Below are 26,380 nucleotides of genomic sequence, written 5' to 3' on the forward strand. Positions count from 1 at the left end.
CGGCCGAGCAAAGCGACGCCGGGAAATCCCCGCACAACATTTCCAGTGGTAATCCCCCCCGTAACCGCCTACGATCATCTCAGTATTTCTGAGAATAAGACTGAGGTAGTTATGCGTTGGCAAGGTCGTCGCGAAAGCGACAATGTAGAAGACCGGCGGAATAATTCTGAATCCCCGATGATGGGCGGGCGCGGCCCGGGTTTTCGCATCCCAAGCGGCAAGGGCGGCATTGTCCTGCTGGTTATCGTGCTGGTGGCGGGCTACTACGGCGTGGATCTGACCGGCCTGATGACCGGCGAACCCATCGGCCAGCAGCAAACTTCCCAGCGAGTTAGCGGCCCGAAAGATGACGAAGCCGCAAAGTTCACTTCGGTGATCCTCGCGACGACGGAAGACACCTGGGCGCAGGAGTTTAAGGCGATGGGCAAAACCTATCAGCCACCGCGTCTGGTGATGTACCGCGGCGCGACCCGTACCGGTTGCGGTACCGGGCAATCGGTGATGGGGCCGTTTTACTGCCCGACCGACAGCACGGTCTATATCGACCTCTCATTCTACGACGACATGAAAAACAAGCTTGGCGCGGGCGGCGACTTCGCTCAGGGCTACGTGATTGCGCATGAAGTCGGCCACCACGTACAAAAACTGCTGGGTATCGAACCGAAAGTGCGTCAGATGCAGCAGGGCGCCTCGCAGGCGGAGGTGAATCGTCTCTCCGTACGTATGGAGCTTCAGGCGGACTGCTTTGCGGGCGTCTGGGGGCATAGCATGCAGAAACAGGGCATTCTGGAAGCCGGTGACCTGGAAGAGGCGCTGAATGCTGCCGAAGCCATTGGCGACGACCGTCTGCAGCAGCAGGGGCAAGGGCGCGTGGTGCCAGATAGCTTTACGCACGGTACCTCACAGCAGCGCTATACCTGGCTGAAACGCGGCTTTGATAGCGGCGACCCGGCGCAGTGCAACACTTTTAGCAAATCACTCTGACGGCGGGTCCTGAGTCATGGATGAACTGCTGGCGCAGGCTGAGCGCATGGCGCAGGAGGGCATTCGCCGCCTGCTGGTGATAAGCGGCGAACGCGCGTGGAGCGAACAGCAGGCCACGGCGTTTCGCGCAGCGGCGGGGGAAGAGGTGCTCTGGGTTGGTTTGAACCCGGCCACCGCGCCATTCTGCCCGTCCTCTAAGCTGGTGACGCTGCTGGGGCGCGAGTTCCAGCACGCTATCTTCGACGCCCGTGATGGCTTTGATGTCTCGGCCTTTGCCGCGCTGGCGGGCACGCTCCGGGCTGGAAGCTGTCTGATACTGCTGGTGCCGGAATGGGCGCAGTGGCCCCATCATGCCGATGCGGATTCACTGCGCTGGAGTGATTCGCTGGAACCCATCGTCACGCCGAACTTTGTTGACCATTTCTGCCGGGCGCTCTCCCGCCATCCAGAGACGCTACTCTGGCTGCAGGGCACACCGCTGCCACCGCTCACGACAATTGAACGACCGGACTGGCAACGCGCGAGCGGCGAGCCCGCACGTGAGCAGCAGGCGATTCTGGCGGCGCTGGAGGAGACGACCGCACCCGTATCGGTGGTGACGGCAGAGCGTGGGCGAGGAAAGTCAGCGCTGGCGGGGATGCATATCCAGCGCCTGCACGGCGAGGCTGTTGTCACCGCACCTTCCCGGGCGTCGGCGGAGGTGATTGCCGCCTTTGCCGGTGAGCGTTTTCGCTTTATGGCCCCTGATGCGCTGCTGGACTCAGACGAATGCGCTGACTGGCTGGTGGTGGATGAAGCCGCCGCTATCCCTGCACCTCTCCTCCAGAAGCTTATCGCTCGCTTTCCCCGTACCCTGCTGACCACCACCGTGCAGGGCTACGAGGGTACCGGACGCGGTTTTTTACTCAAACTCTGCGCCACGTTTCCCAAACGGCAGGTTTTCACCCTTAACCAGCCTATTCGCTGGGCGGCAGGATGCCCGCTGGAAGCGCTGGTTAACGATGTGCTGATTTTCCACGATGAAGCGTTTACCACGTCGCCAGCCGGTGAGGTGACGCTGCTTCCCGTTCCCCAATCGGTCTGGCAGTCCAGCCCTGAGCAACCCATCGCGTTGTATCAACTCCTTTCCGGCGCGCATTACCGCACCTCGCCGCTCGATCTACGGCGGATGATGGATGCGCCGGGGCAGCATTTTATCAGCGCACAAACGCCGCAGGGGCCAGCAGGTGCGCTATGGCTGGTGGATGAAGGGGGATTGTCGCCTGAGCTGAGCCAGGCCGTGTGGGCGGGCTACCGTCGCCCCCGCGGGAACCTGGTGGCGCAGTCGATGGCGGCGCACGGAGGCAGCCCGCTGGCGGCGACGCTTATCGGGCGGCGTATTAGTCGAATTGCGGTTCATCCGCAGCGTCAGCGTGAGGGGATAGGTCAGCGGCTGATTGCGCAGGCGTGGGCAACGGCGGCGGAATATGATTATCTGTCGGTGAGTTTTGGCTACACCGAGGAACTCTGGCGCTTCTGGCAGCGCTGCGGCTTTACGCTGGTGCGCATTGGCACCCAGCGGGAGGCGAGCAGCGGCTGCTATGCAGCGATGGCACTGCGTCCACTCACGGCGGCGGGAGAAGCGCTGATGCTGCGTGAGCACCATCGGCTGTGTCGTGAGTGGCGCTGGCTCTCGCAGTGGGTCGATGAAAAAGTGCCGCTAGCCGATGTGCCAGAGGCTATCCTTACTGAAGATGACTGGTTGGATCTGGCCGGGTTTGCCTTTGCTCATCGCCCGATGCTGGCGGCGCTGGGTAGCCTGCACCTACTTTGTGGCACTAGCGAATTGGCGCTTCCGGCGCTGCGTGGACGTTTATCCGGCGAGAATGAGCAGGCGCTCTGCGCCCGCCTTGGCCTGCACGGGCGGAAAGCGCTGCTGGTCAGGCTGCGTGAAGACGCGGCGCAGGCGATGCTGAACCTCGATGAGGTTCGGACAAATCAGCTCATGAAACAGGTTCAACAACTGCAATTTTTTTAACTGACTCATTCAGTTAAATGGCATGGTCATTATTTTGGCGCGGCGTAAACTGACCGTCAAAACCAAGGAGACAGCCATGACACACGATCATTTTGTTGTTCAAAGCCCCGCGAAGCCCGCTCAACAGCTGCTGCTGTTGTTTCATGGCGTGGGCGATAATCCGGTGGCAATGGGCCAGATCGGCAGCTGGTTTGCGCCGCTGTTTCCGGATGCGCTCATCGTTAGCGTAGGTGGCGCAGAGCCTTGTGGCCCGGCACCGGGCCGCCAGTGGTTCTCGGTGGCGGGCGTGACGGAAGAAAACCGTCAGGCGCGTATTGATGCCATTATGCCGACCTTTATTGAAACCGTGCGCTACTGGCAGAAACAGAGCGGTGTGAGTCCACAGGCGACGGCATTAATTGGCTTCTCGCAGGGGGCAATTATGTCGCTCGAGGGGATTAAAGCGCAGCCGGGGCTGGCATCACGGGTGATTGCCTTTAACGGCCGCTACGCGACGATGCCGGAAAAAGCGGATACCGCGACGACCATCCACCTGATTCACGGCGGGGAAGACCGGGTTATCGATCTTGCCTGGGCGGTGAAAGGCCAGGAAGCACTACAGGCCGCAGGCGGCGATGTGACGCTGGATATCGTTGAGGATTTAGGCCACGCGATAGACGATCGCAGTATGCAGTTCGCGCTGGATCACCTGCGTTATACCGTGCCGAAGCACTATTTCGATGAAGCGTTGAGCGGCAGTACGCCGAAAAATGACGATCTTATTGAGATGATGTAAATCTTGTGTGTTCCCCGGCGTCACTGCGTTCGGCCGGGCTACTATCTGGTAGCCCAGCCGAGCAACGCGACGCCGGGATCGACACCGAACTATTTCTTCGGCTGGTCCTTCTTCGGCCAGTCGTCGTCATCGTCCCACTTGTCGTTAAAGTCGCGGTGCGGCGGAAGGTCCGGTTTATTGGCAAGGAATTTTTTGTGATCGACGCGATTGAGATCTTTGATCACGTTGATAATCACCCCCACCAGAAACACCAGCACCAGAATCCACCAGTATTTTGACAGCCAATCCATGTGCATTACCCCTTATGTTGTGCCGTCAGGCGACAAGTTGTTCCATGATGCGCTGATACATCCGCGCCAGCATCTGCAGGTCTGCCGCGTTCACACACTCATTAATTTTATGAATGGTGGCATTCACCGGACCCAGTTCAACAACCTGCGCACCCATCTGGGCGATAAAGCGACCATCTGACGTGCCGCCGGTGGTCAGCAACTGCGGTTCTATTTCATTATAGTGCGCGATAGCGTTCACCACCGCGTCGACCAGTTTACCGCGTGCGGTCAGGAACGGCTGTCCGGAAATCCACCAGTCAACGCTATAGCGCAGCTGATATTTATCCAGCAGGGCAATAACGCGTGCTTTGATCATCTCATCCGTCAGCTCGGTGCTGAAACGGAAGTTGAACTGCACGAACAGATCGCCCGGGATCACGTTGTTGCTGCCGGTGCCGGCCTGAATGTTGGCGATCTGCATGCTGGTCGGCGGGAAGAATTCGTTGCCCTGATCCCACTCAATCGACACCAGTTCGTTCATCCACGGCGCGGCGCGGTGAACCGGGTTATCGGCGAGGTGCGGATAGGCTACGTGTCCCTGTACGCCATGAATGGTCAGGTTGCAGGTCATTGAGCCACGACGGCCGTTTTTCACGACGTCGCCAACCACTTCGGTGCTGGACGGTTCGCCCACCAGGCAGTAGTCCAGACGCTCGTTACGGGCCATCAGGGCTTCGACCACTTTCACCGTCCCGTGCGTGGCGCTCGCTTCTTCATCGGAGGTGATCAGGAACGCCAGGCGGCCTTTATGGTTCGGATGCTGAGCGACGAAGCGCTCTGCCGCCACGACCATTGCCGCCAGCGAGCCTTTCATATCGGCAGCACCACGGCCAAACAGCATGCCGTCGCGAATCGTGGGTTCAAACGGTGGGTTAATCCAGCGGTCAGCATCGCCTGCAGGCACCACGTCGGTGTGGCCTGCAAATGCCAGGGTTTCTCCTTTGCCGCGCCAGGCCCAGAAGTTCTGGGTATCGCCAAAATCCATCGGCTCAATGGTAAAACCTGCTGCGCGTAGGCGTTCAATCATTAACGCCTGACAGCCCGCATCGTCCGGGCTAAGAGAAGGGCGGCGAATAAGCTGCTGAGCCAGCTCAATGACTGGGCAAGACATAAACTAGACCTCGTTATTTTCGTTATCTGAAACTGTAAAACAGGGCCAACGGCATTAGCGCGTCTGGGCGACCCATTGGCTATAACTGGCATCACTGAAACCCAGCAGCATAGGCTGTGCGGGCGCGCAGAGCAATGGGCGTTTGATGATTGCCGGCATTTCCAGCATCAGCGCCGCAGCGGCATCGGCGTTGTTGATTCCGGCGCGCACCTGTTCATCCAGCTTGCGCCAGGTGGTGCCACGGGTATTCAACAGCGCTTCCCAGCCCAGCTCGCCAATAAAGGTTGCCAGCAGCTCTGGCGTCAGGCCATCGACGCGATAGTCGTGAAAGCGATATTCAACCTGATGCTCATCCAGCCAGCGGCGGGCTTTCTTGATGGTGTCGCAATTCTTTATTCCGTAGAGGATGGTCATGTTGCACCTTTATATCTGCAGGTTTTAGGGGACTCGAATATACACGTAATTCCCGCGGCTGCCTGTTTTAATTTTATCCGGCTAAAGTGGCTGAAAAGCGTACAGTTTATCATGCTATCTACGCGCTTTGGCGTAGCGGGTTTGCGTTGTCATAGGTTAAATATGTATCATATGATTCACATTCTGATAACTATTTCAGAATGTTGCTGTTGGTCACATTAAATGTCAAAATTCCGGCCCATAGTGACCTCAAGCAGTAAACAAAGGTTGGCAGCGTCAATCAAAGTAATCGGATTAACCGTATTCACAGGTCATACATTTGTACGTAAAATACGCATAATAATAAGAGAGGTAGTTATGATCGAACGTGAACTGGGGAACTGGAAAGATTTTATTGAAGTGATGCTTCGTAAATAATTTTCAGCAATGTGATTTAAAAGCGCTGTGTTCTTTCAATAACCATGATGGTGTTGTTTGCAGTACAGAGTCGTTGCATCACATAAAGGTCAAAAGGCGACATTCATCATGTCGCCTTTTCTGTTTTTAGCGTTTACCCGTTATTCCGGCTTCTCTTTTAGCGGGAAGCGGCGGCGCACCAGCACAAAGAACAGCGGCAAAAAGAAGATAGCCAGAATGGTTGCGGAAACCATCCCTCCGACCACGCCGGTACCCACCGCGTGCTGCCCGCCGGAACCCGCACCGGTGGTGAGCGCCATCGGCAGTACGCCGAAGATAAACGCCAGCGAGGTCATCAGGATAGGGCGCAGACGTTGGCGACAGGCTTCAAGCGTCGCTGTCAGCAGATCTTCCCCTTTCTGATTCAGATCGTTGGCAAATTCGACGATCAGAATGGCGTTTTTGGCGGATAGGCCGATAACCGTCAGCAGCCCTACCTGGAAGTAAACGTCGTTTTCCAGCCCGCGCATCCAGGTCGCCAGCAGCGCGCCGATAACCCCTAGCGGTACCACCAGCATGACTGAGAACGGTACCGACCAGCTCTCATACAGCGCCGCCAGACAGAGGAAGACGACCAGCAGTGAGATGGCATAAAGTGCCGGTGCTTGCGCCCCTGACAGCCGCTCCTGATAGGACATCGCCGTCCATTCAAGGCCGAAGCCGGTTGGTAATTGCTGCACCAGGTTTTGCATCACGTCCATGGCAGTACCGGTACTGACGCCCGGTGCGGCTTCACCGATAATCTCAACCGCCGAGTAGCCGTTATAGCGCTCCAGACGCGGTGAACCGGTCTCCCAGCGTGAAGTAGCGAAGGCGGAGAATGGCACCATCTGCCCGGAATTATTACGCACGTACCATAGGTTCATGTCTTCCGGCAGCATGCGGTACTTCGCCGCCGCCTGAACGTAGACCTTCTTCACGCGTCCGCGATCCATAAAATCGTTCACGTAGCTTGAACCCCACGCGGTTTGCAGCGTGTCGTTGATATCATCGATCGACACACCCAGCGCCTGCGCTTTACGCTGGTCGATATCAACCTGCAGCTGCGGGCTATCGTCCAGACCGTTGTGGCGTACGCGCGTCAGCTGCGGATCGTTACCCGCCAGCTCCAGCAGCTTATCGCGGGCGGCCATCAACGCGTCGTGCCCGGCACCGGCGTGATCCTGCAGCTCCATATCGAAACCGGCAGAGCTGCCCAGGCCGCTGATGGCCGGCGGGCTGCTGGCGTAAACGCGGGCCTCTTTAATTTTGTTCAGCGCTTTGGTGGCACGTTCGATAATGGCGAACGAGGAGCCGGTTTTACTGTCACGCTCGTCCCAGTCTTTCAGGCGCACGAACATGCGCGCCACGTTCTGGCCGTTACCGCCGGGGCCGGAGCCAATGGTGGCAAATATTGATGTGACGTTGTCCTTCTCATTTTTGAAGAAATAGTCTTCAACCTGCTCCACCACCTTCAGCGTCTGCTGTTGCGTCGAACCGCTCGGCAGCTGTACGGAGGTAGTGAACATGCCGCGGTCTTCCAACGGCAGGAAGGAGGAAGGCAGGCGCAGGAACAGGAATACCATGCCGCCCAGCAACAGCACGTAAATCAGCATCCAGCGGATACTGCGATGGAGAATTCTGGCCACGCCGGATTCGTAGCGACGCGCGCTGGCATCGAAATGACGGTTAAACCAGCCGAAGAAGCCTTTGGTGCCGTGCACTTCGCCTTTATGAATCGGCTTGAGAAGGGTGGCGCACAGCGCCGGGGTGAGGATCATCGCCACCAGCACCGACAGCACCATTGCTGAAACAATGGTAATAGAGAATTGACGATAGATAGCCCCGGTGGTGCCGCCGAAGAAGGCCATCGGGATAAAGACCGCCGACAGCACCATGGCGATACCCACCAGCGCCCCTTGAATCTGCCCCATTGATTTACGCGTCGCCTGCCGCGGTGTGAGCCCTTCGGTACTCATTATTCGCTCAACGTTCTCGACCACCACGATGGCGTCATCCACCAGCAGGCCGATGGCGAGCACCATCGCAAACATCGTCAGGGTGTTGATACTGTATCCGCAGGCGTAAAGAATGGCGAAGGTACCCATCAATACCACCGGAACGGCAATGGTCGGAATCAGCGTTGCGCGGAAGTTCTGCAGGAACAGGTACATCACCAGGAACACCAGCAAAATGGCTTCCAGCAGCGTTTTTACCACATCCTTAATTGAGGCTTTGACGAACGAGGTGGTCTCGTAGGCCACTTTATATTCCAGCCCATGTGGGAAGTACTGCTTGAGTTCATCCAGACGTTGGATCACGCGCTCGGCGGTCGCCATTTCGTTGGCGCCAGAGGCGAGCTTAATCCCCAGGCCAGAGGCCGGATTACGGTTGTAGCGGCTGAGGTAGTCGTATTTTTCTGCACCCATTTCGACGGTCGCCACATCGCCCAGGGTCACTTCTGAACCGTCCTGGTTGACGCGTAGCGTAATGTCGCGGAACTGCTGCGGTGTTTGCAGCAGCGATTGGGCGTTAATCGTGGCGTTCAGCGCCTGCTTGTCGATGGACGGCGTGCCGCCAAGTTGGCCGACCGCAATCTGGGCGTTCTGGGATTTAATCGCATTTGTCACGTCGGCCGTGGTCATTTGGTAGCTGTTAAGCTTGGCCGGGTCCAGCCAGATGCGCATCGAATACTGTGAGCCATAGGCATCGATATCGCCCACGCCGTCCACGCGGCTGATGGGGTCCTGAATGTTACTGGCGACGTAGTCGGAAATATCCTGCTTATCCATGCTGCCGTCGGTAGAGACGAAGGCGATGGTCAGAATGTTGGTATCCCCGGTTTTACGCACCGTGACGCCCTGAGTTTGTACCGCCTGCGGCAGCTTATTCATGGCGGTTTGTAGCTGGTTTTGTACCTGCTGCACCGCTTCGTCAGGGTCAGTACCTGCTACAAAGCTTAAGGTAATCGTTGCCTGCCCGGTGGCGCTGCTTTGTGAAGACATATACATCAGGTTATCGATACCGGTCATATTCTGCTCGATAACCTGCGTGACGGTGTTCTCCAGCGTTTGCGCGGAAGCACCTGGATAGTTTGCCGTGACGCGCACGTTCGGTGGCGCGAGGTCAGGGTATTGCTCAACGGGTAAAGAAAATATCGCCAGGGCCCCTGTGAGGCACAAAAGGATTGCCAGCACCCAGGCAAAAATGGGGCGATCAATAAAGAAATTCGCCATCAGGATCCGAACCTCGTGTTGTTCATTTTTTTACGTACTGAATTGCGTCAAACACTGTAGCGGTAAGGCCCTCAGCAATCGTGGAGAAAAAAAGGAGATAATGTAAATTATCATTCCGCTTTTCAGAAACGGTTTGCACATCCTTACGCTATCGGCCTTGGCCCCTGAAACGTAATTTCATTTAAGCTGAAATTTTTTGATCTGCCACATCATACTGATAAATAGTCACCGTTTCTGGGCAAATGGACATTGCCTGGGTGAGGAATACTCGGCTAATAAATAGGACTTATAAATATAAGGTTAATTTGAACCATAGGCTGAGAATGTATGAACCGTTTTATTAGGGTAGATAGCCAAAAATGCATTGGATGCAAGGCGTGTGAAGTAGCCTGTGTAATGTCGCATAACGATGAGCAACATGTGCTGACTTCAGCGCAGTTTATTCCGCGCATTACGACCGTGAAGATGAATAATCAACGTGGGGCGGCAACCTGCCACCACTGCGAAGATGCCCCCTGCGCCCGTAGCTGTCCGAACGGCGCGATACGTCAGAACGATGACGCCATTCTGGTCGATCAGGCAAAATGTATCGGCTGCAAATCCTGCGTGGTGGCCTGCCCGTTCGGCACCATGCAGATGGTGCTGACGCCAACCAAAGAGGGTCGCGTCAAAGCCAGCGCTCATAAATGCGATCTGTGCCATGACCGCGCGGCGGGTCCGGCGTGCGTGGAGAACTGCCCGGCAGATGCGCTGCAATTGATGACCAGCCAGCAGCTTACCGATATCGCTAAAAACCGCCGCCTGCAAACTGCCTGCCGGGAAGCGCAGCCATGGCACAGCGACAGCCGTGCCGTTGCCCCTGAGGTGCAGCGCAGCAAAGTTGAGCAGATGGCGCAGACGCCCGCACGCGGTGAGGCGGATAAGCTGAATATCGACGCCCGCAAAACTGGCTTTGCTGAAATCTATCTGCCGCTAAAAGAAGCGCAGGCGCAGCAGGCGGCTTCACGCTGCCTGACCTGCGGTGAACACAGCATTTGTGAATGGACCTGCCCGCTGCACAATCATATTCCGCAGTGGATTGAACGCGTGAACGCCGGGGATATCGACGCCGCAGTAGAACTGTCGCACCAAACCAACCCGCTTCCGGAAATTACTGGCCGCGTCTGTCCGCAGGACCGGCTGTGCGAAGGGGCCTGCACCATTCGTGACGAACACGGCGCGGTAACCATTGGCAATATCGAACGCTATATTTCTGACCGTGCACTGGCCAAAGGCTGGCGGCCTACGGTTGGTAACGTTGCCAGCAGCGGTAAGCGGGTCGCCATTATCGGCGCTGGTCCGGCAGGGCTGGCGTGCGCCGATATCCTGGTGCGCCAGGGCGTGGAGCCAGTGGTGTTTGACCGTCACCCGGAAATTGGTGGCCTGCTGACTTTCGGCATTCCCTCCTTCAAGCTGGATAAATCGCTGATGGCGCGCCGCCGTGAGATCTTTACCGAGATGGGCATTCGCTTTGAGCTGAACTGCGAGATTGGTAAAGATATCGCGCTGGAGACGCTGCTGGCGGATTACGACGCGGTGTTTGTCGGCGTCGGAACCTATCGCTCGATGAAGGCCGATTTGCCGAATGAAGATGCGCCAGGGGTTTACGACGCACTTCCGTTCCTGATTGCTAATACCAAAAACGTGATGGGCATCGGTGAGCTACCTGACGAGCCTTACATCAATACCAAAGGGCTGAACGTGGTGGTGCTCGGCGGCGGTGATACGGCGATGGACTGCGTGCGTACCGCGCTGCGTCACGGTGCACAGAAGGTGACCTGCGCCTATCGTCGCGACGAAGCCAACATGCCGGGGTCGAAAAAAGAGGTGAAGAATGCCAAAGAAGAGGGGGCCGAGTTTGAGTTTAACGTTCAGCCGGTAACCCTCGAACTGGATGAGAAAGGTCACGTTTGCGGCATTCGCCTGCTGCGCACTCAGCTTGGTGAGCCGGATGCGCAGGGCCGTCGTCGGCCGATGCCTATCCCCGGCAGCGAGTTTGTGATGCCCGCCGATGCGGTGATTATGGCCTTTGGTTTCCATCCGCACAGCATGCCGTGGCTTAATGCTAAAGGTGTTGATGTCGACGACTGGGGGCGTATTCGCGCTAACGTCAATTCGCCTTACCGCTATCAGACCAGCAACCCGCAGATTTTTGCCGGTGGCGATGCGGTGCGCGGGGCCGATCTGGTGGTCACCGCGATGGCCGAAGGGCGGCACGCCGCACAGGGCATTCTCGACTGGCTGGGGGTAAAAAGCATCCCTGCGCATTGACGATAGCTGGGCTCGGCGGCGTAATATGTGCTATTCGTATTCCGCCGTGGAGCCCGCATGTCCCTGAATATCACCGTTATCAAAGATAAAATCCTCTCCGAAAACTACTTTATCCTGCGCAATATCACCTACAACTTAACCCAGCGAAACGGTGAGGTCGTCCAGCATAAGCGCGAAGTGTACGATCGCGGCAACGGCGCGACGGTGCTGCTGTATAACCGCCAGAAACAGAGCGTGGTGCTGGTGCGCCAGTTTCGCGTCGCCACCTGGGTTAACGGTAATATCGACGGTATGTTGATTGAAACCTGCGCGGGCCTGCTGGACGATGACGAGCCGGAAGCCTGCATCCGTAAAGAGGCGATTGAGGAGACCGGCTACCAGGTCAGCAACGTGCGTAAAGTGTTCCAGCTGTATATGTCACCAGGCGGCGTTACCGAAATCGTCCACTTCTTTATCGCCGAGTATGACGAACGTCTGCGGCAGAATGACGGCGGTGGGGTGGAAGATGAAGATATCGACGTGCTGGAGCTGCCGTTTACGCAGGCAATTGAGATGATTCGTTGTGGCGGAATTTGCGACGGTAAGACGGTGATTTTGCTCCAGTATCTGCAAAACTCCGGCCTTATGGCGCAATAAGGGACAATGCTCAATCCGATAAATCCGATTGAGCCTTGCCGCTTCGATAGTGAAGATACCCCCAGTATGCTGATGCTTTTTTCTTCTGGGGTTGTACCGTCCATGCGTTACCACGTTCTCCTGTTTTTCTTCTGCATCGGGTGGCTCCCGACGTCGGTGACGTGGGCCGCGCCAGCGCAGCAGCTGTTTTCCGACTGGTTAGTGACCTGTAATAACCAGAATTTCTGCGTCACCCGCAACGTGGGTCTGCACCACGGTCTGGTGATGACGTTAAGCCGTAGCGCCGGAGCGCACACCGATGCGCAGCTGCGTATTGAGCTGGGCGGTCTGGTGAACCCGGTTGCCGCCGTTCCGGCGATTGAGCCGCGGCTGCTGCTGGACGGCAAACCGTTGAAGCTTTCCGGCGAACATTGGAAGGTGCAGCCTAAACTGCTCACCACCGGCGATAGCGTCACCATTGATGCGTTTCTCCAGCAGGTTCAGGATGCCGATGCGATTACGCTGGATAAAGGCGTGCAGGTGATGTCGCTGAAGGGGCTGAAGGCCGCGCTGCTGTTTATCGACGCTCAGCAAAAGCGCGTGGGTAATGAAACCGCATGGGTTCGCAAAGGTGACGAGCCGCCAATGAGCGTGCCGCCCGCACCGGCGCTGAAATCAGCGGTGAAAGCGATCCCCGCGCCCGTGCCGCTGAACCATGATGAGTACAACGATCTGCTCGACTTCGCCACCTGGCGCATGAACAACAACCAGTGCTCTCTGGACCCTATCCGTCGCGAAGTGTGGGTCACCGCCTTAAGCGATGATAAAGCGCTGATCATGACCAGCTGCGAATCCGGCGCCTATAACACCATCTATCTTGCCTGGCTGGTATCGCGTCAGAAGCCGTTCATCACTACGCCAATACGTCTGCGCCTGCCGTTCTTGCCTGCCGGTAGCGATAGCCGTGATATTGAGTTGGTCAATCTGACCTTCAATGAAAATTCCCGGGAGCTGGTGACGCTGGATAAAGGCCGTGGTCTGGGCGACTGTGGCGTGCAAACGCGCTGGCGCTACGACGGCCAACGCTTCCGCCTGGTGCGCTATGCCGCGCAGCCGGAATGCGACAGCTGGCAGAACGCGGATGCATGGGCGACGCAGTGGGTCTCCGGTTAACGCTTTCTGATTTCCGTAATATAGGTAACGGCTACGTGAGCGGCAAAGTTCGGCACGTCGTCGAACGCCTCCTGACCCACCGGGGAAGCAAAGGCCGCCATTGCATCCTCCAGTGAATCAAACCACAGCTCGGAAAAACCGTCGATCGGTGAGTCAGGGTAGACGCGGCGATCGATAGGATTCAGCACATACCCGCGCAGACCCGGCAGTGCCAGGGCAATCTTGCTGTGCACGGCCTGCCAGTGGGCGACAAATTCTTCAAAACTCTGCGTCTCTTTTTTCGTCACCAGACCGACGTGTTTAAAACCGTTTACCGTCGTCATAATGTTCTCCAGCTTATCAACGTAATGATTAATTTAACGATTCAGGATGATGGCTTAACAGGCCTGTTTTGCCGCATGATGGCGATTCGTCATCACGCTGAATACTATGATTGATTTTATTCTGACGATAAATGGGGTTTTAGTTGCTTCTTTGTAGACATAAATTCTCCAATACGCTACAGCTTGAGGGGACTTAATTCCGTGGACGTAGAACGATGCGAAAAACCGACAACCTCGGCGGGATCACCGCTTTTGTGACAACGGCACAGCAGGGCAGCTTTACCGCCGCTGCAGAGCAGTTGGGGCTGACCAAATCGGCGGTGGGCAAGAGCGTGAGCCGTCTTGAAGCGCGCCTTGGGCTAACGCTGTTTCAGCGTTCTACCCGCCGCCTGAGCCTGACCCCCGACGGCGAAGCCTTCCTTTCGCGCTGTCAGCAGGCGATCGATATTCTTGAGCAGGCGGAAGCTGAGCTCACTTCGCACGTGATTCATCCGTCCGGTCGGCTGAGGGTTGATCTACCGTCGGCTTTTGGCCGCCAGCGCGTGCTGCCGATCCTGCTAGCCATTACCCAACGCTATCCTGAACTGTCGCTGACGGTGACCTTCAGCGAGCGCTTTGTTGACCTGATTGAAGAGGGGATTGATCTGGTGGTGCGCATCGGTGAATTGGCCGACAGCAGCGGGCTGGTCGCTCGACGACTGACGACGCAGAAGCTGGTTATCTGCGCGGCCCCGGCCTATCTGGCGGCATTCGGCGAGCCGCTGAGCGCAGAAGCGCTGGCTCACCATCGCTGCGTGGTCGGTTTTCGGCGGAATCAGCCGATTTCGTGGCTGCTAAAATCGGCGGACGGGAGGGTAACGCGCTTCACGCCGCCGCCAACCTTTGAGATGGCCGACAGTGATGCCATGCTGACGGCAACGCTTGCCGGCTGCGGGCTCTCGCAGCTGCCGCGCTGGTTGGTGGCAGACGCGCTGGCACAAGGATTGCTGGTTGAAGTCTTGGCGGAAAGCGCGGGCGCGGAGATGCCCATCAGCGCCATCTGGCCGAAGAATCGCCAGCTGTTGCCGAAGATTCGCTATGCGGTGGATGAGCTGGTGCGGGCGGGTCAGGAGGGGCGGTTGGATTAAGCCCATAACGATTTGGTTATGGCGAACATAACGAAAAAGCATAGATGGAAATCATGATCTTGCTACCGATAGTTGATAACATGCGAGCAATAAATCAATAACAAAGCAAAGCGTGTTCGCAAGAGTATGGCGGCCTTCAAAGTTTGCCGGGCTGCCAAAGGCGATACTAGGCGCTTCCTTCGGGAGTGCATCAGGAACGTAATTGCGCTTCACCTTTTTAGTTCGATACGTGAAAGGAACCCTAAATGGACGACCAATTAAAACAAAGTGCCCTCGATTTCCATGAATTCCCTATCCCAGGAAAAATTCAAGTCTCCCCGACTAAGCCGCTGGCAACGCAGCGCGACCTTGCGCTGGCCTACTCTCCTGGCGTAGCGGCGCCGTGTCTGGAAATCGAAAAAGACCCGCTGGCGGCGTACAAATATACGGCGCGCGGCAACCTGGTGGCAGTGGTATCAAACGGTACCGCGGTACTCGGGTTGGGGAATATCGGCGCGCTCGCCGGTAAACCCGTAATGGAAGGCAAGGGCGTTTTGTTCAAGAAGTTCGCCGGTATTGATGTTTTCGACATCGAGGTGGACGAAACCAACCCTGACAAATTTATCGACGTGGTTGCCGCACTGGAGCCAACCTTCGGCGGCATCAACCTGGAAGATATCAAAGCACCGGAATGTTTCTACATTGAGCAGAAACTGCGTGAACGTATGAACATTCCTGTGTTCCATGACGATCAGCACGGTACGGCTATCATCAGCACCGCAGCTATCCTCAATGGCCTGCGCGTCGTCGAGAAAAATATCTCCGACGTTCGCATGGTGGTTTCCGGCGCGGGCGCGGCGGCAATCGCCTGTATGAACCTGCTGGTGGCACTGGGGATGCAGAAACACAACATCGTGGTCTGCGACTCGAAGGGCGTGATTTACGAAGGCCGCGAGCCGAATATGGCGGAAACCAAAGCCGCTTATGCGGTAAAAGATGACGGTAAACGCAGCCTCGACGACGTGATTGCCGATGCCGATATCTTCCTTGGCTGCTCCGGCCCGAAAGTGCTGACTCAGGAGATGGTCAAGAAGATGGCGCGTGCGCCGATGATTCTGGCGCTGGCCAACCCCGAGCCGGAAATTCTGCCGCCGCTGGCAAAAGAAGTGCGTCCGGATGCGATTATCTGTACCGGCCGTTCAGACTACCCGAACCAGGTCAACAACGTGCTGTGCTTCCCGTTCATCTTCCGCGGCGCGCTGGACGTTGGCGCAACGGCGATTAACGAAGAGATGAAGCTGGCGGCAGTCCACGCGATTGCTGAACTGGCGCACGCCGAGCAGAGCGAAGTGGTGGCCTCCGCCTACGGTGACCAGGACCTGAGCTTTGGCCCGGAATATATTATTCCTAAGCCGTTCGATCCGCGTCTGATCGTCAAGATCGCCCCTGCGGTAGCGAAAGCGGCGATGGACTCCGGCGTGGCGAATCGTCCGATTGCCGATTTTGATGCCTACATCGAAAAACTGAGCGAGTTCGTCTACAAAACCAACCTGTTCATGAAGCCGATTTTCTCTCAGGCGCGTAAAGAGCCGAAGCGTATCGTGTTGGCAGAAGGGGAAGATAACCGCGTACTGCACGCCACGCAGGAGCTGATCACGCTGGGTCTGGCGAAGCCGATTCTGATTGGTCGCCCAAGCGTCATTGAAATGCGCCTGCAGAAGCTGGGGCTGCAAATCAAAGCGGGCGTAGACTTCGAAATCGTTAACAACGAATCGGACCCGCGCTTTAAAGAGTACTGGCAGGAATACTACAACCTGATGAAGCGCCGCGGCATCACTCAGGAGCAGGCGCAGCGTGAAATGCGCAGCAACACCACCGCGATTGGCTCCATTATGGTGCTGCGCGGCGAAGCTGACGGCATGATCTGCGGCACCATTGGCGACTACCACGAGCACTTTAGCGCCGTACAGCCGCTGTTTGGCTACCGTGAAGGCGTTCATACCGCTGGTGCTATGAACGCACTGCTGCTGCCAAGCGGCAACACCTTTATTGCCGATACCTACGTCAACAACGATCCGACGCCGGAGCAGATTGCTGAAATCACCCTGATGGCGGCTGAAAGCGTACGTCGTTTCGGTATCGAACCGCGCGTGGCGCTGCTGTCACACTCTCACTTTGGCTCGTCCGACTGCCCGTCAGCCAGCAAAATGCGTGATGCGCTGGAGCTGGTGAAGGCGCGTGATCCTGAGTTGATGATTGACGGTGAGATGCACGGCGATGCTGCGCTGGTGGAAAGCATCCGTAATGATCGTATGCCGGACAGCCCGCTGAAAGGCTCCGCGAACATTCTGGTGATGCCAAATATGGAAGCGGCGCGCATCAGCTACAACCTGCTGCGCGTATCCAGCTCTGAAGGGGTAACCGTGGGGCCAGTGCTGATGGGGGTATCGAAGCCGGTACATATCCTGACGCCAATCGCTTCCGTTCGCCGTATCGTTAACATGGTGGCGCTGGCGGTAGCCGAAGCGCAAACCCAGCCGCTGTAACAATGCAGCCCGGGCGAGGCGTTTACGCCGACCCCGGGTTAGCTCAGAGCCAGTCTTTCACTTTTATAAACTCGCTCAAGGCGGCTTCCGGGCTGCCTTCTTCCGGCTGGAAGTTATACTCCCAGCGCACCAGCGGCGGCATCGACATTAGAATCGACTCCGTACGGCCCCCGGTCTGCAGGCCGAACAGCGTGCCGCGGTCCCACACCAGATTGAACTCCACGTAGCGCCCGCGGCGGTAGAGCTGAAAATCACGTTCGCGCTCACCGTATGGCATCGCGTTGCGACGCTCAACAATCGGCAGGTAGGCGTCGGTGAAGCCTTTCCCCACGGCCTGCATAAAGCCAAAGCAGTGGTCGAAGTCAGGCGTATTCAGGTCATCAAAGAACAGGCCGCCAATGCCGCGCTGCTCATTGCGGTGCTTGAGATGGAAATAGTCGTCGCACCACTTTTTATAGCGCGGATAGACATCCTCGCCAAACGGCTGACACAGGTCGCGAGCGACGGTATGCCAGTGCACCGCATCTTCCTGAAAACCGTAATAGGGCGTTAAATCGAAGCCGCCGCCGAACCACCACACCGGCTCAGCGCCCGGCTTTTCAGCAATAAAGAAGCGCACGTTGGCGTGGCTTGTCGGCACGTACGGATTACGTGGGTGAACGACCAGAGAAACGCCCATCGCTTCAAAGCTGCGCCCGGCAAGCTCGGGGCGATGTGCGGTGGCGGAGGCGGGCATGGCGTCGCCGTAGACGTGGGAGAAGTTCACTCCGGCCTGTTCAAAGACGCTGCCGTCGCGCAGCACCCGGCTGCGACCGCCGCCGCCTGCTTCCCGCTGCCAGCTATCCTCGATAAAGGCGCTGCCGTCTACGCGCTCAAGCTGCTGGCAGATATCGTCCTGCAGCTTAAGCAGAAAGGCTTTCACCTGTTGTACGTTGATGGTCATTAACGTCTCTTCGCGTGGGCTTTCTGGTTATCAAACCAGTGGAAATAGCTGATGATGCCGGAGGCAATCGCATCGGCAATTTTCTGCCTGAACGCGGTGGTACCCAGCAATTTCTCTTCACCTGGGTTGGTAATAAATGAGGTTTCCACCAGCACCGACGGAATGGACGGCGACTTCAGTACCACAAATGCGGCCTGTTCTGTGCTGCGGCTGTGCAGCTTGTGCACCGGCTTAATTTTCTTCAGTACGTGTGAGCCGAGCGTCAGGCTGTTTTTAATGGTGTCGGTCTGGACGAGGTCAAACAGCACCTGCTGGAGCAGATGGTCTTTATCCTTGGCCTTCTTACCGGCGAGTTCATCGGCGGCGTTCTCTTTATCCGACAGATATTTTGCCATGGCGCTACTGGCCCCACGGTTCGAGAGGGCAAATACCGAGGCGCCCGCCGCAGAAGGGTTGGTAAAGCCGTCCGCGTGAATCGACATAAACAGATCCGCACCGTGCTGATGGGCAATTTCGACCCTGTCGTACAGCGGAATAAAGGTGTCGCCAGAGCGGGTCAATTTGGCATCGATACCGTTCTTTTGCAAAATAGCGCGGACGTTTTTGGCAATCGCCAGCACCACGTGTTTCTCTTTCGAACCGTTATGCCCAATGGCCCCGGTATCAATACCGCCGTGGCCTGGGTCCAGCATCACTAAGCGTCTGCCCGACGATTTTTTTGCCGGTTTGCTGTGACCGTTGCTGGTTTTTAAATTGGTCTCTTTAGCGACTGCCTGGGAGGCGATCCCCGACAGCGTGAGTGCAGCCAATCCGGCTTTTAGCACCTGGCGGCGCGAAGTCAGTATTTTTAAGGGTTTAAAAGTGCTCATTCCGGCCTGAGTTGTAAAAACAAGAATCTATATGTTATATCGTATCGCGATTTCGGTTACGACTGTTCGTGATGAGAATTGTTTTACTTTTCATTTCAATACGTGTCTGTACCGTATTATGCCATTTTTTTCACTGTGCCGCGTCAGATATTGGCTAAATTGCCCGTTCACGCCATAATCACTGTTTTTAAACCTGAAAAGGCGGGTAATACCATGGAGATACGCGTTTTTCGCCAGTCGGACTTTGAAGAGGTCATCACCCTGTGGGAGCGATGCGATCTACTGCGGCCGTGGAACGACCCAGAGATGGACATCGAGCGCAAGGTAAACCACGACGTCAGCCTGTTCCTGGTCGCCGAAGTGAACGGTGAAGTTGTCGGCACCATTATGGGCGGTTACGACGGTCATCGTGGCTCCGCATATTATCTCGGCGTACACCCGGAATACCGGGGGCGCGGCATCGCCAATGCGCTGCTTAATCGCCTTGAGAAGAAGTTGATTGCCCGCGGCTGCCCGAAGATCCAGATTATGGTGCGCGAAGAAAACGACGTGGTGCTGGGGATGTACGAGCGTTTAGGCTATGAACACGCCGACGCACAAAGTTTAGGTAAGCGCCTGATAGAAGATGAAGAGTACTGAGTTTTCGCCCGCTGATTACGACCCGCAGGGCCGTCTGCGCCTGCCTTTCCTGTTCTGGTGCTTGCTGCTATTGCAGGCGCGGACGTGGGTACTGTTCCTGATGGCGGGCGCTTCGCGCGACCAGGGCGATGCGCTGCTGAATCTGTTTTATCCCGACCATAGCCTTTTCTGGATAGGTCTGATCCCCGGCGTACCGGCGGTACTGGCTTTTTTGCTGAGCGGGCGGCGGCATCTGTATCCACGCCTATGGCAATGGCTGCGCCCGGTGCTGATCTTCGCCCAACTGATTTTACTGCTCTGGCAGCCCTGTCTTTGGCTGAGCGGCGAAACGCTCTCTGGCATAGGCTTAAGTCTGTTTTTACTCGATATTTTTGCCTTATGGTGGCTTATCACCAACCGGCGTTTACACGCCTGTTTTACGGATGTCGCAGAATAGACGGCACTTTTTGTGTTTACTGGACTCCAATAGGCCTGACTTGAAAATATAGGAAGTATCAATGAAATCGCTGCGTTTACTCTTGTGTGCCCTCCCGCTGGCGCTGACCGGCTGCTCTACGCTGTCGTCGGTGAACTGGTCCGCCGCCTATCCGTGGAACTGGTTTGGTTCCTCTGCCGGCGTGACGGAGCAGGGCGTGGGCGGGCTTAGCGGCTCAACGGCGCTGAACGAGCAGGCGATTAGCGACGCGCTCGGCAGCAGCTACCGCCTGCGTAGCGGGATGAAAGCGCACGACGGTAATATCGTTCACTACTTTGAAGCACTGCGCGGCGACACGCTGGCGCTGGTGATTAACGGCGATAGCGGCACCGTCAGTCGTATTGATGTTCTTGATGACAGTATTGAAGCCGCTGATGACGTGAAGGTCGGCACCCCGTTCAATAAAGTTTACGATAAAGCCTTCGGCAACTGTCAGGCGACCACGGGGGACGACAGCAACGTCGTTGAGTGTAAGGCCAAAGGCAGCGAGCACATCAGCTATCAGTTCTCGGGCGACTGGCAGGGGCCGCAGGGTCTGATGCCGCCGGACGATACGCTGAAGAACTGGACGCTGAAGAAAATTATCTGGCGTCGCTAAATTTGACGCCAGATAGCCCGCAGATGTCAAAAGCGGGTACAATATGTGAGGTTTTTATATGCCACGATGTCGTGGCATTTTATTTCAGGAGGAGCGATGTCTCAGGTTCAGAGCGGCATTTTGCCGGAACATTGCCGTGCGGCGATTTGGATTGAAGCCAATCTCAAAGGGGACGTAAACGCCCTGCGCGCTGGCAGCAAAATTTTTGCCGAAAAGCTGGCGGCGTTTCAGGATAAATTCCCGGACGCGCATTTAGGCGCGGTGGTGGCGTTTGGTCACAACACCTGGCGTGAGCTGAGCGGCGGCGTAGGTGCAGAAGAGCTGAAAGACTTCCCTCCGTACGGTAAAGGACTTGCACCCTCCACGCAGTTTGATGTGCTGATCCACATTCTGTCACTGCGCCACGACGTTAACTTCTCCGTTGCCCAGGCGGCGCTGGCGGCGTTCGGTGATGCCCTGGACGTGCAGGAAGAAGTGCACGGTTTCCGCTGGGTTGAAGAGCGTGACCTGAGCGGCTTCGTTGATGGCACCGAAAACCCGGCGGGTGAAGAGACGCGCCGCGAAGTTGCGGTCATTAAAGACGGCGTTGATGCGGGCGGCAGCTATGTTTTCGTTCAGCGCTGGGAGCACAACCTCAAGCAGCTTAACCGCATGAGCGTGCCGGATCAGGAAATGATGTTTGGCCGTACCAAAGAAGCCAACGAAGAGATTGACGGCGACGAGCGCCCGGAAACCTCTCACCTGACCCGCGTTGACCTGAAAGAAGACGGCAAAGGGCTGAAAATTGTGCGCCAGAGCCTGCCCTACGGCACCGCGAGCGGCACTCATGGCCTCTATTTCTGCGCCTACTGCGCGCGTCTGCACAACATTGAGCAGCAGCTGCTGAGCATGTTTGGCGACACCGACGGTAAGCGTGATGCGATGCTGCGCTTTACCAAGCCAGTGACCGGTGGGTATTACTTTGCGCCTTCGCTGGATAAGCTGGTGGCGTTGTAGTTCGGCGTAGCCCCCTCACCCTAACCCTCTCCCCGTGGGGGAGAGGGGACCGTTAGGTGCAGTATGCTTTTTCCCCCTCTCCCTTTCAGGGAGAGGGCCGGGGTGAGGGTAATTGCGATACCAATGCCTCCAGAATTTGCGCCAACACCGCCTCCTCATTCCCCATCAACTCATTATTCCAGAACCGCAACACCCGCCACCTTTGTAACTCTAGCCATGCTGTTCTCCTTGCATCATATCCGGCCCTCTCATTATGCTGCCCACCATCCAGCTCCACCGCCAGACGAACCGCGCAGCAGGCAAAATCAAGAATATACGGCCCAACCGGATGCTGGCGACGGAACTTAAACTGCGCAAACCGACGATCCCGGAGCTGATACCACAAGCGGCGTTCATGGGGCGTAAGTCCTCGCCTTAACTGACGAGCAAAATCATAGGTATTTTCCATTCAGGCACTTTGCCTGGATGTTTTCGCTTTGTCAGAATGCTGTTACGATTCTGGAATCTCGCTTCAGAAAGCACCATTCTGGCGCTTATTCTCTTTTCAACTTCCAAATCACCAAACGGTATATAAAACCGTTACTCCTTTCGTCCCCGTTATAAATACACTGATGCTCAGAGAGTCCTCAAACGATAGGGTGCGCAATGGCTATGACGTTACTGAAAAAAAGATACCTGGCGCTGGCTGCTTCAATGCTGCTGGTGGCACAAGCACAGGCAACAGAGCTGTTAAATAGTTCTTATGACGTCTCCCGTGAGCTGTTTGCCGCCCTGAATACGCCGTTTGAGCAGCAATGGGCTAAGGATAACGCAGGTGACAAGCTGACGATTAAGCAGTCGCACGCCGGTTCTTCCAAGCAGGCGCTGGCGATTTTGCAGGGCTTAAAAGCTGACGTTGTAACTTATAACCAGGTGACCGATGTGCAGATCCTGCACGATAAAGGCAATCTGATCCCGGCCGACTGGCAGTCTCGTTTACCGAACAACAGCTCACCGTTCTACTCGACCATGGCGTTCCTGGTGCGCAAGGGCAACCCGAAGCACATCGAAAGCTGGAATGATCTGGTGCGTCCGGACGTGAAGCTGATTTTCCCGAACCCGAAAACCTCCGGTAACGCGCGCTACACCTATCTGGCAGCGTGGGGCGCGGCGGATCAGGCTGACGGCGGCGATAAAGCCAAAACCCAGCAGTTTATGACCCAGTTCCTGAAAAACGTCGAAGTGTTTGATACCGGCGGCCGTGGGGCAACCACCACCTTCGTGGAGCGTGGTCTCGGCGACGTGCTGATCACCTTTGAGTCTGAAGTGAACAATATTCGTAAGCAGTATGAAGATCAGGGCTTCGAAGTCGTGGTGCCGAAGGTCAACATTCTGGCGGAGTTCCCGGTCGCGTGGGTAGACAAAAACGTCAAAGCTAACGGTACCGAGAAGGCGGCGAAAGCCTACCTGAATTACCTGTATAGCCCGCAGGCGCAAACCATCATCACCGACTACTACTATCGCGTGAACAACCCGCAGGTGATGGACAAGCTGAAAGACAAATTCCCGCAGACCGAACTGTTCCGCGTGGAAGACAAGTTCGGTGCTTGGCCAGAAGTGATGAAAACCCATTTCGCCAGCGGTGGCGAGTTAGACAAGTTGTTAGCGGCGGGGCGTAAGTAATGTTTGCAGTCTCCTCCAGACGCGTGCTGCCGGGCTTTACCCTGAGCCTCGGCACCAGTCTGCTGTTTGTATGTTTAATTCTGCTGCTGCCGCTGAGCGCACTGGTTATGCAACTGGCGCAGATGAGCTGGTCGCAGTACTGGGAAGTGATCACCAACCCGCAGGTGGTGGCGGCCTATAAAGTGACGCTGCTGTCGGCGTTTGTGGCCTCGATTTTTAACGGCGTGTTTGGCCTGCTGATGGCGTGGATTTTAACCCGCTACCGTTTCCCGGGCCGCACGCTGCTGGACGCACTGATGGATCTGCCGTTTGCGCTGCCAACGGCGGTAGCGGGCTTGACGCTGGCGTCGCTGTTCTCGGTGAACGGCTTCTACGGCGAGTGGCTGGCGAAGTTTGATATCAAGGTGACCTATACCTGGCTCGGCATTGCGGTGGCGATGGCGTTTACCAGCATCCCATTTGTGGTGCGTACCGTACAACCGGTGCTGGAAGAGTTAGGTCCCGAGTATGAAGAAGCGGCGGAAACTCTGGGCGCAACGCGCTGGCAGAGCTTCCGTAAAGTGGTGCTGCCGGAGCTGTCTCCGGCGCTGGTGGCGGGCGTGGCGCTGTCGTTTACCCGCAGCCTCGGCGAGTTCGGCGCGGTGATTTTCATCGCTGGTAACATCGCGTGGAAGACGGAAGTGACCTCGCTGATGATCTTTATTCGCCTGCAGGAGTTTGATTATCCGGCGGCGAGCGCGATTGCGTCGGTGATCCTCGCGGCCTCTCTGCTGCTGCTGTTCTCCATCAATACCTTGCAAAGTCGCTTTGGTCGACGTGTGGTAGGTCACTAATGGCGGAAGTTACTCAATTGAAACGCTATGACGCCCCCCGCATCAACTGGGGGAAATGGGTGCTGATTGGCATCGGGATGGTGGTGTCGGCCTTTATCCTGCTGGTGCCGATGATTTATATCTTCGTCCAGGCGTTCAGCAAAGGGCTGATGCCGGTACTGCATAACCTGGCCGACCCGGACATGCTTCATGCCATTTGGCTGACGGTGATGATTGCGCTGATTACCGTGCCGGTGAACCTGGTGTTCGGCGTGCTGCTCGCCTGGCTGGTGACGCGCTTTAACTTCCCGGGGCGTCAGCTGCTGCTGACGCTGCTGGATATCCCGTTTGCCGTCTCGCCGGTGGTGGCGGGTCTGGTTTATCTGTTGTTCTACGGTTCCAACGGCCCGCTTGGCGGCTGGCTGGAAGCGCATAACCTGCAGATTATGTTTGCCTGGCCGGGCATGGTGCTGGTCACCATCTTCGTCACCTGCCCGTTCGTGGTTCGTGAACTGGTGCCGGTGATGTTGAGCCAGGGCAGCCAGGAAGACGAAGCGGCAGTGCTGCTTGGCGCTTCCGGCTGGCAGATGTTTAAACGCGTCACGTTGCCGAACATTCGCTGGGCGCTGCTGTACGGCGTGGTGCTGACCAACGCCCGCGCTATCGGCGAGTTTGGCGCCGTGTCGGTGGTCTCTGGCTCGATTCGCGGCGAGACCCTGTCGTTACCATTACAGATTGAACTGCTGGAGCAGGACTACAACACCGTCGGTTCCTTTACCGCCGCCGCGTTGCTGACCCTGATGGCTATTTTGACCTTGTTCTTAAAGAGTGCGTTGCAGTGGCGTTTGCATAATCAAGAAAAACGCGCGCAACAGGAGGGAAATCATGAGCATTGAGATTGCCAATATTAAGAAGTCTTTTGGTCGCACCCAGGTGCTGAATGATATCTCTCTGGATATCCCTTCCGGCCAGATGGTCGCGCTACTGGGGCCGTCCGGTTCCGGGAAAACCACGCTGCTGCGCATTATCGCCGGGCTGGAACACCAGACCAGCGGGCATATTCGCTTCCACGGTACCGACGTGAGTCGTCTGCACGCCCGTGATCGCAAGGTAGGTTTTGTTTTCCAGCACTACGCGCTGTTCCGCCATATGACGGTGTTCGACAACATCGCCTTTGGCCTGACCGTGCTGCCGCGCCGCGAGCGTCCAAACGCCGCGACCATTAAAGCCAAAGTGACCAAACTGCTGGAGATGGTGCAGCTTGCCCATCTGGCAGATCGCTACCCGGCACAGCTGTCCGGCGGGCAGAAACAGCGCGTGGCGCTGGCCCGTGCGCTGGCGGTTGAACCGCAGATTTTACTGCTCGACGAACCGTTCGGCGCGCTGGATGCGCAGGTGCGTAAAGAGCTGCGTCGCTGGCTGCGTCAACTGCACGAAGAGCTGAAATTCACCAGCGTCTTCGTTACCCACGACCAGGAAGAGGCGATGGAAGTCGCTAACCGCGTGGTGGTGATGAGCCAGGGCAATATCGAACAAGCCGACGAGCCGGATCAAGTATGGCGCGAGCCCGCGACCCGCTTTGTGCTGGAGTTTATGGGCGAAGTGAACCGTCTACAGGGCACCATTCGCGGTGGGCAGTTCCACGTTGGCGCGCACCGCTGGCCGCTGGGCTATACGCCGTCTTATCAGGGGCCAGTGGATCTGTTCCTGCGCCCGTGGGAAGTGGACGTGAGCCGTCGTACCAGCCTCGATTCTCCGCTGCCGGTGCAGGTGCTGGAAGCCAGCCCTAAAGGTCACTACACCCAATTAGTTGTTCAGCCTCTGGGGTGGTATCAGGAGCCGTTAACGGTGGTGATGCGCGGTGACGACGCGCCGCTGCGTGGCGATCGCCTGTTTGTCGGCCTGCAGAATGCGCGCCTGTACCACGGCGACCAGCGTATTGAGTCCCATGAGACGCTTGCTCTGGCAGAAACGGCCTGATAGCTTAATCGCACGTGGTTTTGCCGGGT

At 56.9% G+C, this 26,380-nt stretch carries 25 protein-coding genes; 17 read left to right on the top strand and 8 right to left on the bottom strand.

The window, feature by feature from the left end:
- Positions 1-111: 111 nt before the first annotated feature.
- From ypfJ to ypfH, 3 genes are all read left to right on the top strand, one after another.
- A complete protein-coding gene (gene ypfJ / locus HII27_RS24030; protein WP_185669885.1) occupies positions 112-984 on the top strand; it encodes a KPN_02809 family neutral zinc metallopeptidase in 873 nt (290 codons plus the stop codon).
- A 16-nt stretch (positions 985-1,000) separates the two neighbouring features.
- The gene (locus HII27_RS24035) at positions 1,001-3,001 is read left to right on the top strand and encodes a tRNA(Met) cytidine acetyltransferase TmcA (RefSeq protein ID WP_185669886.1); all 2,001 of its coding nucleotides are present in this window, start codon (positions 1,001-1,003) and stop codon (positions 2,999-3,001) included.
- A 76-nt stretch (positions 3,002-3,077) separates the two neighbouring features.
- Entirely contained in the window at positions 3,078-3,776 is a 699-nt protein-coding gene (gene ypfH, locus HII27_RS24040; RefSeq protein ID WP_185669887.1) for an esterase, read from the top strand.
- Between the two features lie 89 nt (positions 3,777-3,865).
- Here the strand turns inward: ypfH and HII27_RS24045 are convergent, their stop codons facing one another.
- The 3 genes from HII27_RS24045 to HII27_RS24055 are packed head-to-tail and all read right to left on the bottom strand — an operon-like array spanning position 3,866 to position 5,633.
- Positions 3,866-4,066: a YpfN family protein gene (locus HII27_RS24045; protein WP_185669888.1), complete on the bottom strand. Its 201-nt coding sequence runs from the start codon at positions 4,064-4,066 to the stop codon at positions 3,866-3,868.
- 25 nt (positions 4,067-4,091) lie between these two features.
- Positions 4,092-5,219: a succinyl-diaminopimelate desuccinylase gene (gene dapE, locus HII27_RS24050; RefSeq protein WP_185669889.1), complete on the bottom strand. Its 1,128-nt coding sequence runs from the start codon at positions 5,217-5,219 to the stop codon at positions 4,092-4,094.
- Between the two features lie 54 nt (positions 5,220-5,273).
- A complete protein-coding gene (locus HII27_RS24055) occupies positions 5,274-5,633 on the bottom strand; it encodes an ArsC family reductase (RefSeq protein ID WP_185669890.1) in 360 nt (119 codons plus the stop codon).
- A 357-nt stretch (positions 5,634-5,990) separates the two neighbouring features.
- On the opposite strand from HII27_RS24055, the gene ypfM reads away from it, so the two are divergent.
- A complete protein-coding gene (ypfM, locus tag HII27_RS24060) occupies positions 5,991-6,050 on the top strand; it encodes a protein YpfM (RefSeq protein WP_001386977.1) in 60 nt (19 codons plus the stop codon).
- A 140-nt stretch (positions 6,051-6,190) separates the two neighbouring features.
- Here ypfM and acrD read toward each other — a convergent pair whose 3' ends face one another.
- Positions 6,191-9,304: a multidrug efflux RND transporter permease AcrD gene (gene acrD, locus HII27_RS24065; RefSeq protein WP_185669891.1), complete on the bottom strand. Its 3,114-nt coding sequence runs from the start codon at positions 9,302-9,304 to the stop codon at positions 6,191-6,193.
- Between the two features lie 327 nt (positions 9,305-9,631).
- On the opposite strand from acrD, the gene aegA reads away from it, so the two are divergent.
- The 3 genes from aegA to HII27_RS24080 all read left to right on the top strand — a co-directional run bounded on the left by aegA (position 9,632) and on the right by HII27_RS24080 (position 13,402).
- Positions 9,632-11,614 carry a formate-dependent uric acid utilization protein AegA gene (aegA, locus tag HII27_RS24070; RefSeq protein WP_185669892.1) on the top strand — a complete coding sequence of 661 codons (1,983 nt, stop codon included), beginning with the start codon at positions 9,632-9,634 and terminating at the stop codon, positions 11,612-11,614.
- A gap of 57 nt (positions 11,615-11,671) precedes the next feature.
- A complete protein-coding gene (nudK, locus tag HII27_RS24075; RefSeq protein WP_185669893.1) occupies positions 11,672-12,250 on the top strand; it encodes a GDP-mannose pyrophosphatase NudK in 579 nt (192 codons plus the stop codon).
- Positions 12,251-12,352: 102 nt separating this feature from the next.
- Positions 12,353-13,402 carry a DUF1176 domain-containing protein gene (locus tag HII27_RS24080; RefSeq protein WP_185669894.1) on the top strand — a complete coding sequence of 350 codons (1,050 nt, stop codon included), beginning with the start codon at positions 12,353-12,355 and terminating at the stop codon, positions 13,400-13,402.
- Here the strand turns inward: HII27_RS24080 and HII27_RS24085 are convergent.
- Positions 13,399-13,725 (bottom strand): EthD family reductase, encoded by a 327-nt coding sequence (locus HII27_RS24085; RefSeq protein WP_185669895.1) that lies wholly within the window; start codon positions 13,723-13,725, stop codon positions 13,399-13,401. The genes HII27_RS24080 and HII27_RS24085 overlap by 4 nt on opposite strands.
- Before the next feature lie 215 nt (positions 13,726-13,940).
- Between HII27_RS24085 and HII27_RS24090 the strand changes: the two genes are divergently transcribed.
- Positions 13,941-14,852, top strand: coding sequence for a LysR family transcriptional regulator (locus tag HII27_RS24090; protein WP_185669896.1), 912 nt, complete (start codon positions 13,941-13,943; stop codon positions 14,850-14,852).
- A gap of 245 nt (positions 14,853-15,097) precedes the next feature.
- Entirely contained in the window at positions 15,098-17,377 is a 2,280-nt protein-coding gene (gene maeB / locus HII27_RS24095; RefSeq protein ID WP_185669897.1) for an NADP-dependent oxaloacetate-decarboxylating malate dehydrogenase, read from the top strand.
- 43 nt (positions 17,378-17,420) lie between these two features.
- Here the strand turns inward: maeB and hemF are convergent, their stop codons facing one another.
- Both hemF and amiA read right to left on the bottom strand, forming a co-directional pair.
- On the bottom strand, positions 17,421-18,320 hold the full coding sequence (gene hemF, locus HII27_RS24100) for an oxygen-dependent coproporphyrinogen oxidase (protein ID WP_185669898.1): 900 nt from the start codon (positions 18,318-18,320) through the stop codon (positions 17,421-17,423).
- Positions 18,320-19,189 carry an N-acetylmuramoyl-L-alanine amidase AmiA gene (amiA, locus tag HII27_RS24105; RefSeq protein ID WP_185669899.1) on the bottom strand — a complete coding sequence of 290 codons (870 nt, stop codon included), beginning with the start codon at positions 19,187-19,189 and terminating at the stop codon, positions 18,320-18,322. Before amiA ends, hemF begins: the two co-directional genes overlap by 1 nt.
- A 213-nt stretch (positions 19,190-19,402) precedes the next feature.
- Here amiA and HII27_RS24110 point away from each other — a divergent pair, with 213 nt between their 5' ends.
- The 4 genes from HII27_RS24110 (at position 19,403) to HII27_RS24125 (ending at position 21,897) form a co-directional block, all read left to right on the top strand.
- On the top strand, positions 19,403-19,828 hold the full coding sequence (locus tag HII27_RS24110) for a GNAT family acetyltransferase (RefSeq protein ID WP_035891508.1): 426 nt from the start codon (positions 19,403-19,405) through the stop codon (positions 19,826-19,828).
- Positions 19,815-20,264, top strand: a complete 450-nt coding sequence (locus HII27_RS24115) for a DUF2919 domain-containing protein (RefSeq protein ID WP_185669900.1) — start codon at positions 19,815-19,817, stop codon at positions 20,262-20,264. Before HII27_RS24110 ends, HII27_RS24115 begins: the two co-directional genes overlap by 14 nt.
- A gap of 61 nt (positions 20,265-20,325) precedes the next feature.
- The gene (locus tag HII27_RS24120) at positions 20,326-20,901 is read left to right on the top strand and encodes an RpoE-regulated lipoprotein (protein ID WP_185669901.1); all 576 of its coding nucleotides are present in this window, start codon (positions 20,326-20,328) and stop codon (positions 20,899-20,901) included.
- Positions 20,902-20,997: 96 nt separating this feature from the next.
- Positions 20,998-21,897, top strand: coding sequence for a Dyp-type peroxidase (locus HII27_RS24125; RefSeq protein ID WP_185669902.1), 900 nt, complete (start codon positions 20,998-21,000; stop codon positions 21,895-21,897).
- Positions 21,898-21,982: 85 nt separating this feature from the next.
- Here the strand turns inward: HII27_RS24125 and HII27_RS24130 are convergent, their stop codons facing one another.
- Positions 21,983-22,345, bottom strand: a complete 363-nt coding sequence (locus HII27_RS24130; RefSeq protein ID WP_185669903.1) for an endonuclease domain-containing protein — start codon at positions 22,343-22,345, stop codon at positions 21,983-21,985.
- A 197-nt stretch (positions 22,346-22,542) separates the two neighbouring features.
- Here HII27_RS24130 and HII27_RS24135 point away from each other — a divergent pair, with 197 nt between their 5' ends.
- The 4 genes from HII27_RS24135 to cysA are packed head-to-tail and all read left to right on the top strand — an operon-like array spanning position 22,543 to position 26,351.
- A complete protein-coding gene (locus HII27_RS24135; protein WP_123650234.1) occupies positions 22,543-23,559 on the top strand; it encodes a sulfate ABC transporter substrate-binding protein in 1,017 nt (338 codons plus the stop codon).
- Positions 23,559-24,392, top strand: a complete 834-nt coding sequence (gene cysT / locus HII27_RS24140) for a sulfate/thiosulfate ABC transporter permease CysT (RefSeq protein ID WP_185669904.1) — start codon at positions 23,559-23,561, stop codon at positions 24,390-24,392. Before HII27_RS24135 ends, cysT begins: the two co-directional genes overlap by 1 nt.
- On the top strand, positions 24,392-25,267 hold the full coding sequence (cysW, locus tag HII27_RS24145) for a sulfate/thiosulfate ABC transporter permease CysW (RefSeq protein ID WP_185669905.1): 876 nt from the start codon (positions 24,392-24,394) through the stop codon (positions 25,265-25,267). Before cysT ends, cysW begins: the two co-directional genes overlap by 1 nt.
- Positions 25,257-26,351, top strand: a complete 1,095-nt coding sequence (cysA, locus tag HII27_RS24150) for a sulfate/thiosulfate ABC transporter ATP-binding protein CysA (RefSeq protein WP_185669906.1) — start codon at positions 25,257-25,259, stop codon at positions 26,349-26,351. The genes cysW and cysA overlap by 11 nt, the downstream gene beginning before the upstream one ends.
- The last annotated feature ends 29 nt before the right edge of the window (positions 26,352-26,380 follow it).

Source organism: Kluyvera sichuanensis, assembly GCF_014218705.1.
In the GTDB taxonomy this organism is placed as follows: Bacteria; Pseudomonadota; Gammaproteobacteria; order Enterobacterales; family Enterobacteriaceae; genus Kluyvera; species Kluyvera sichuanensis.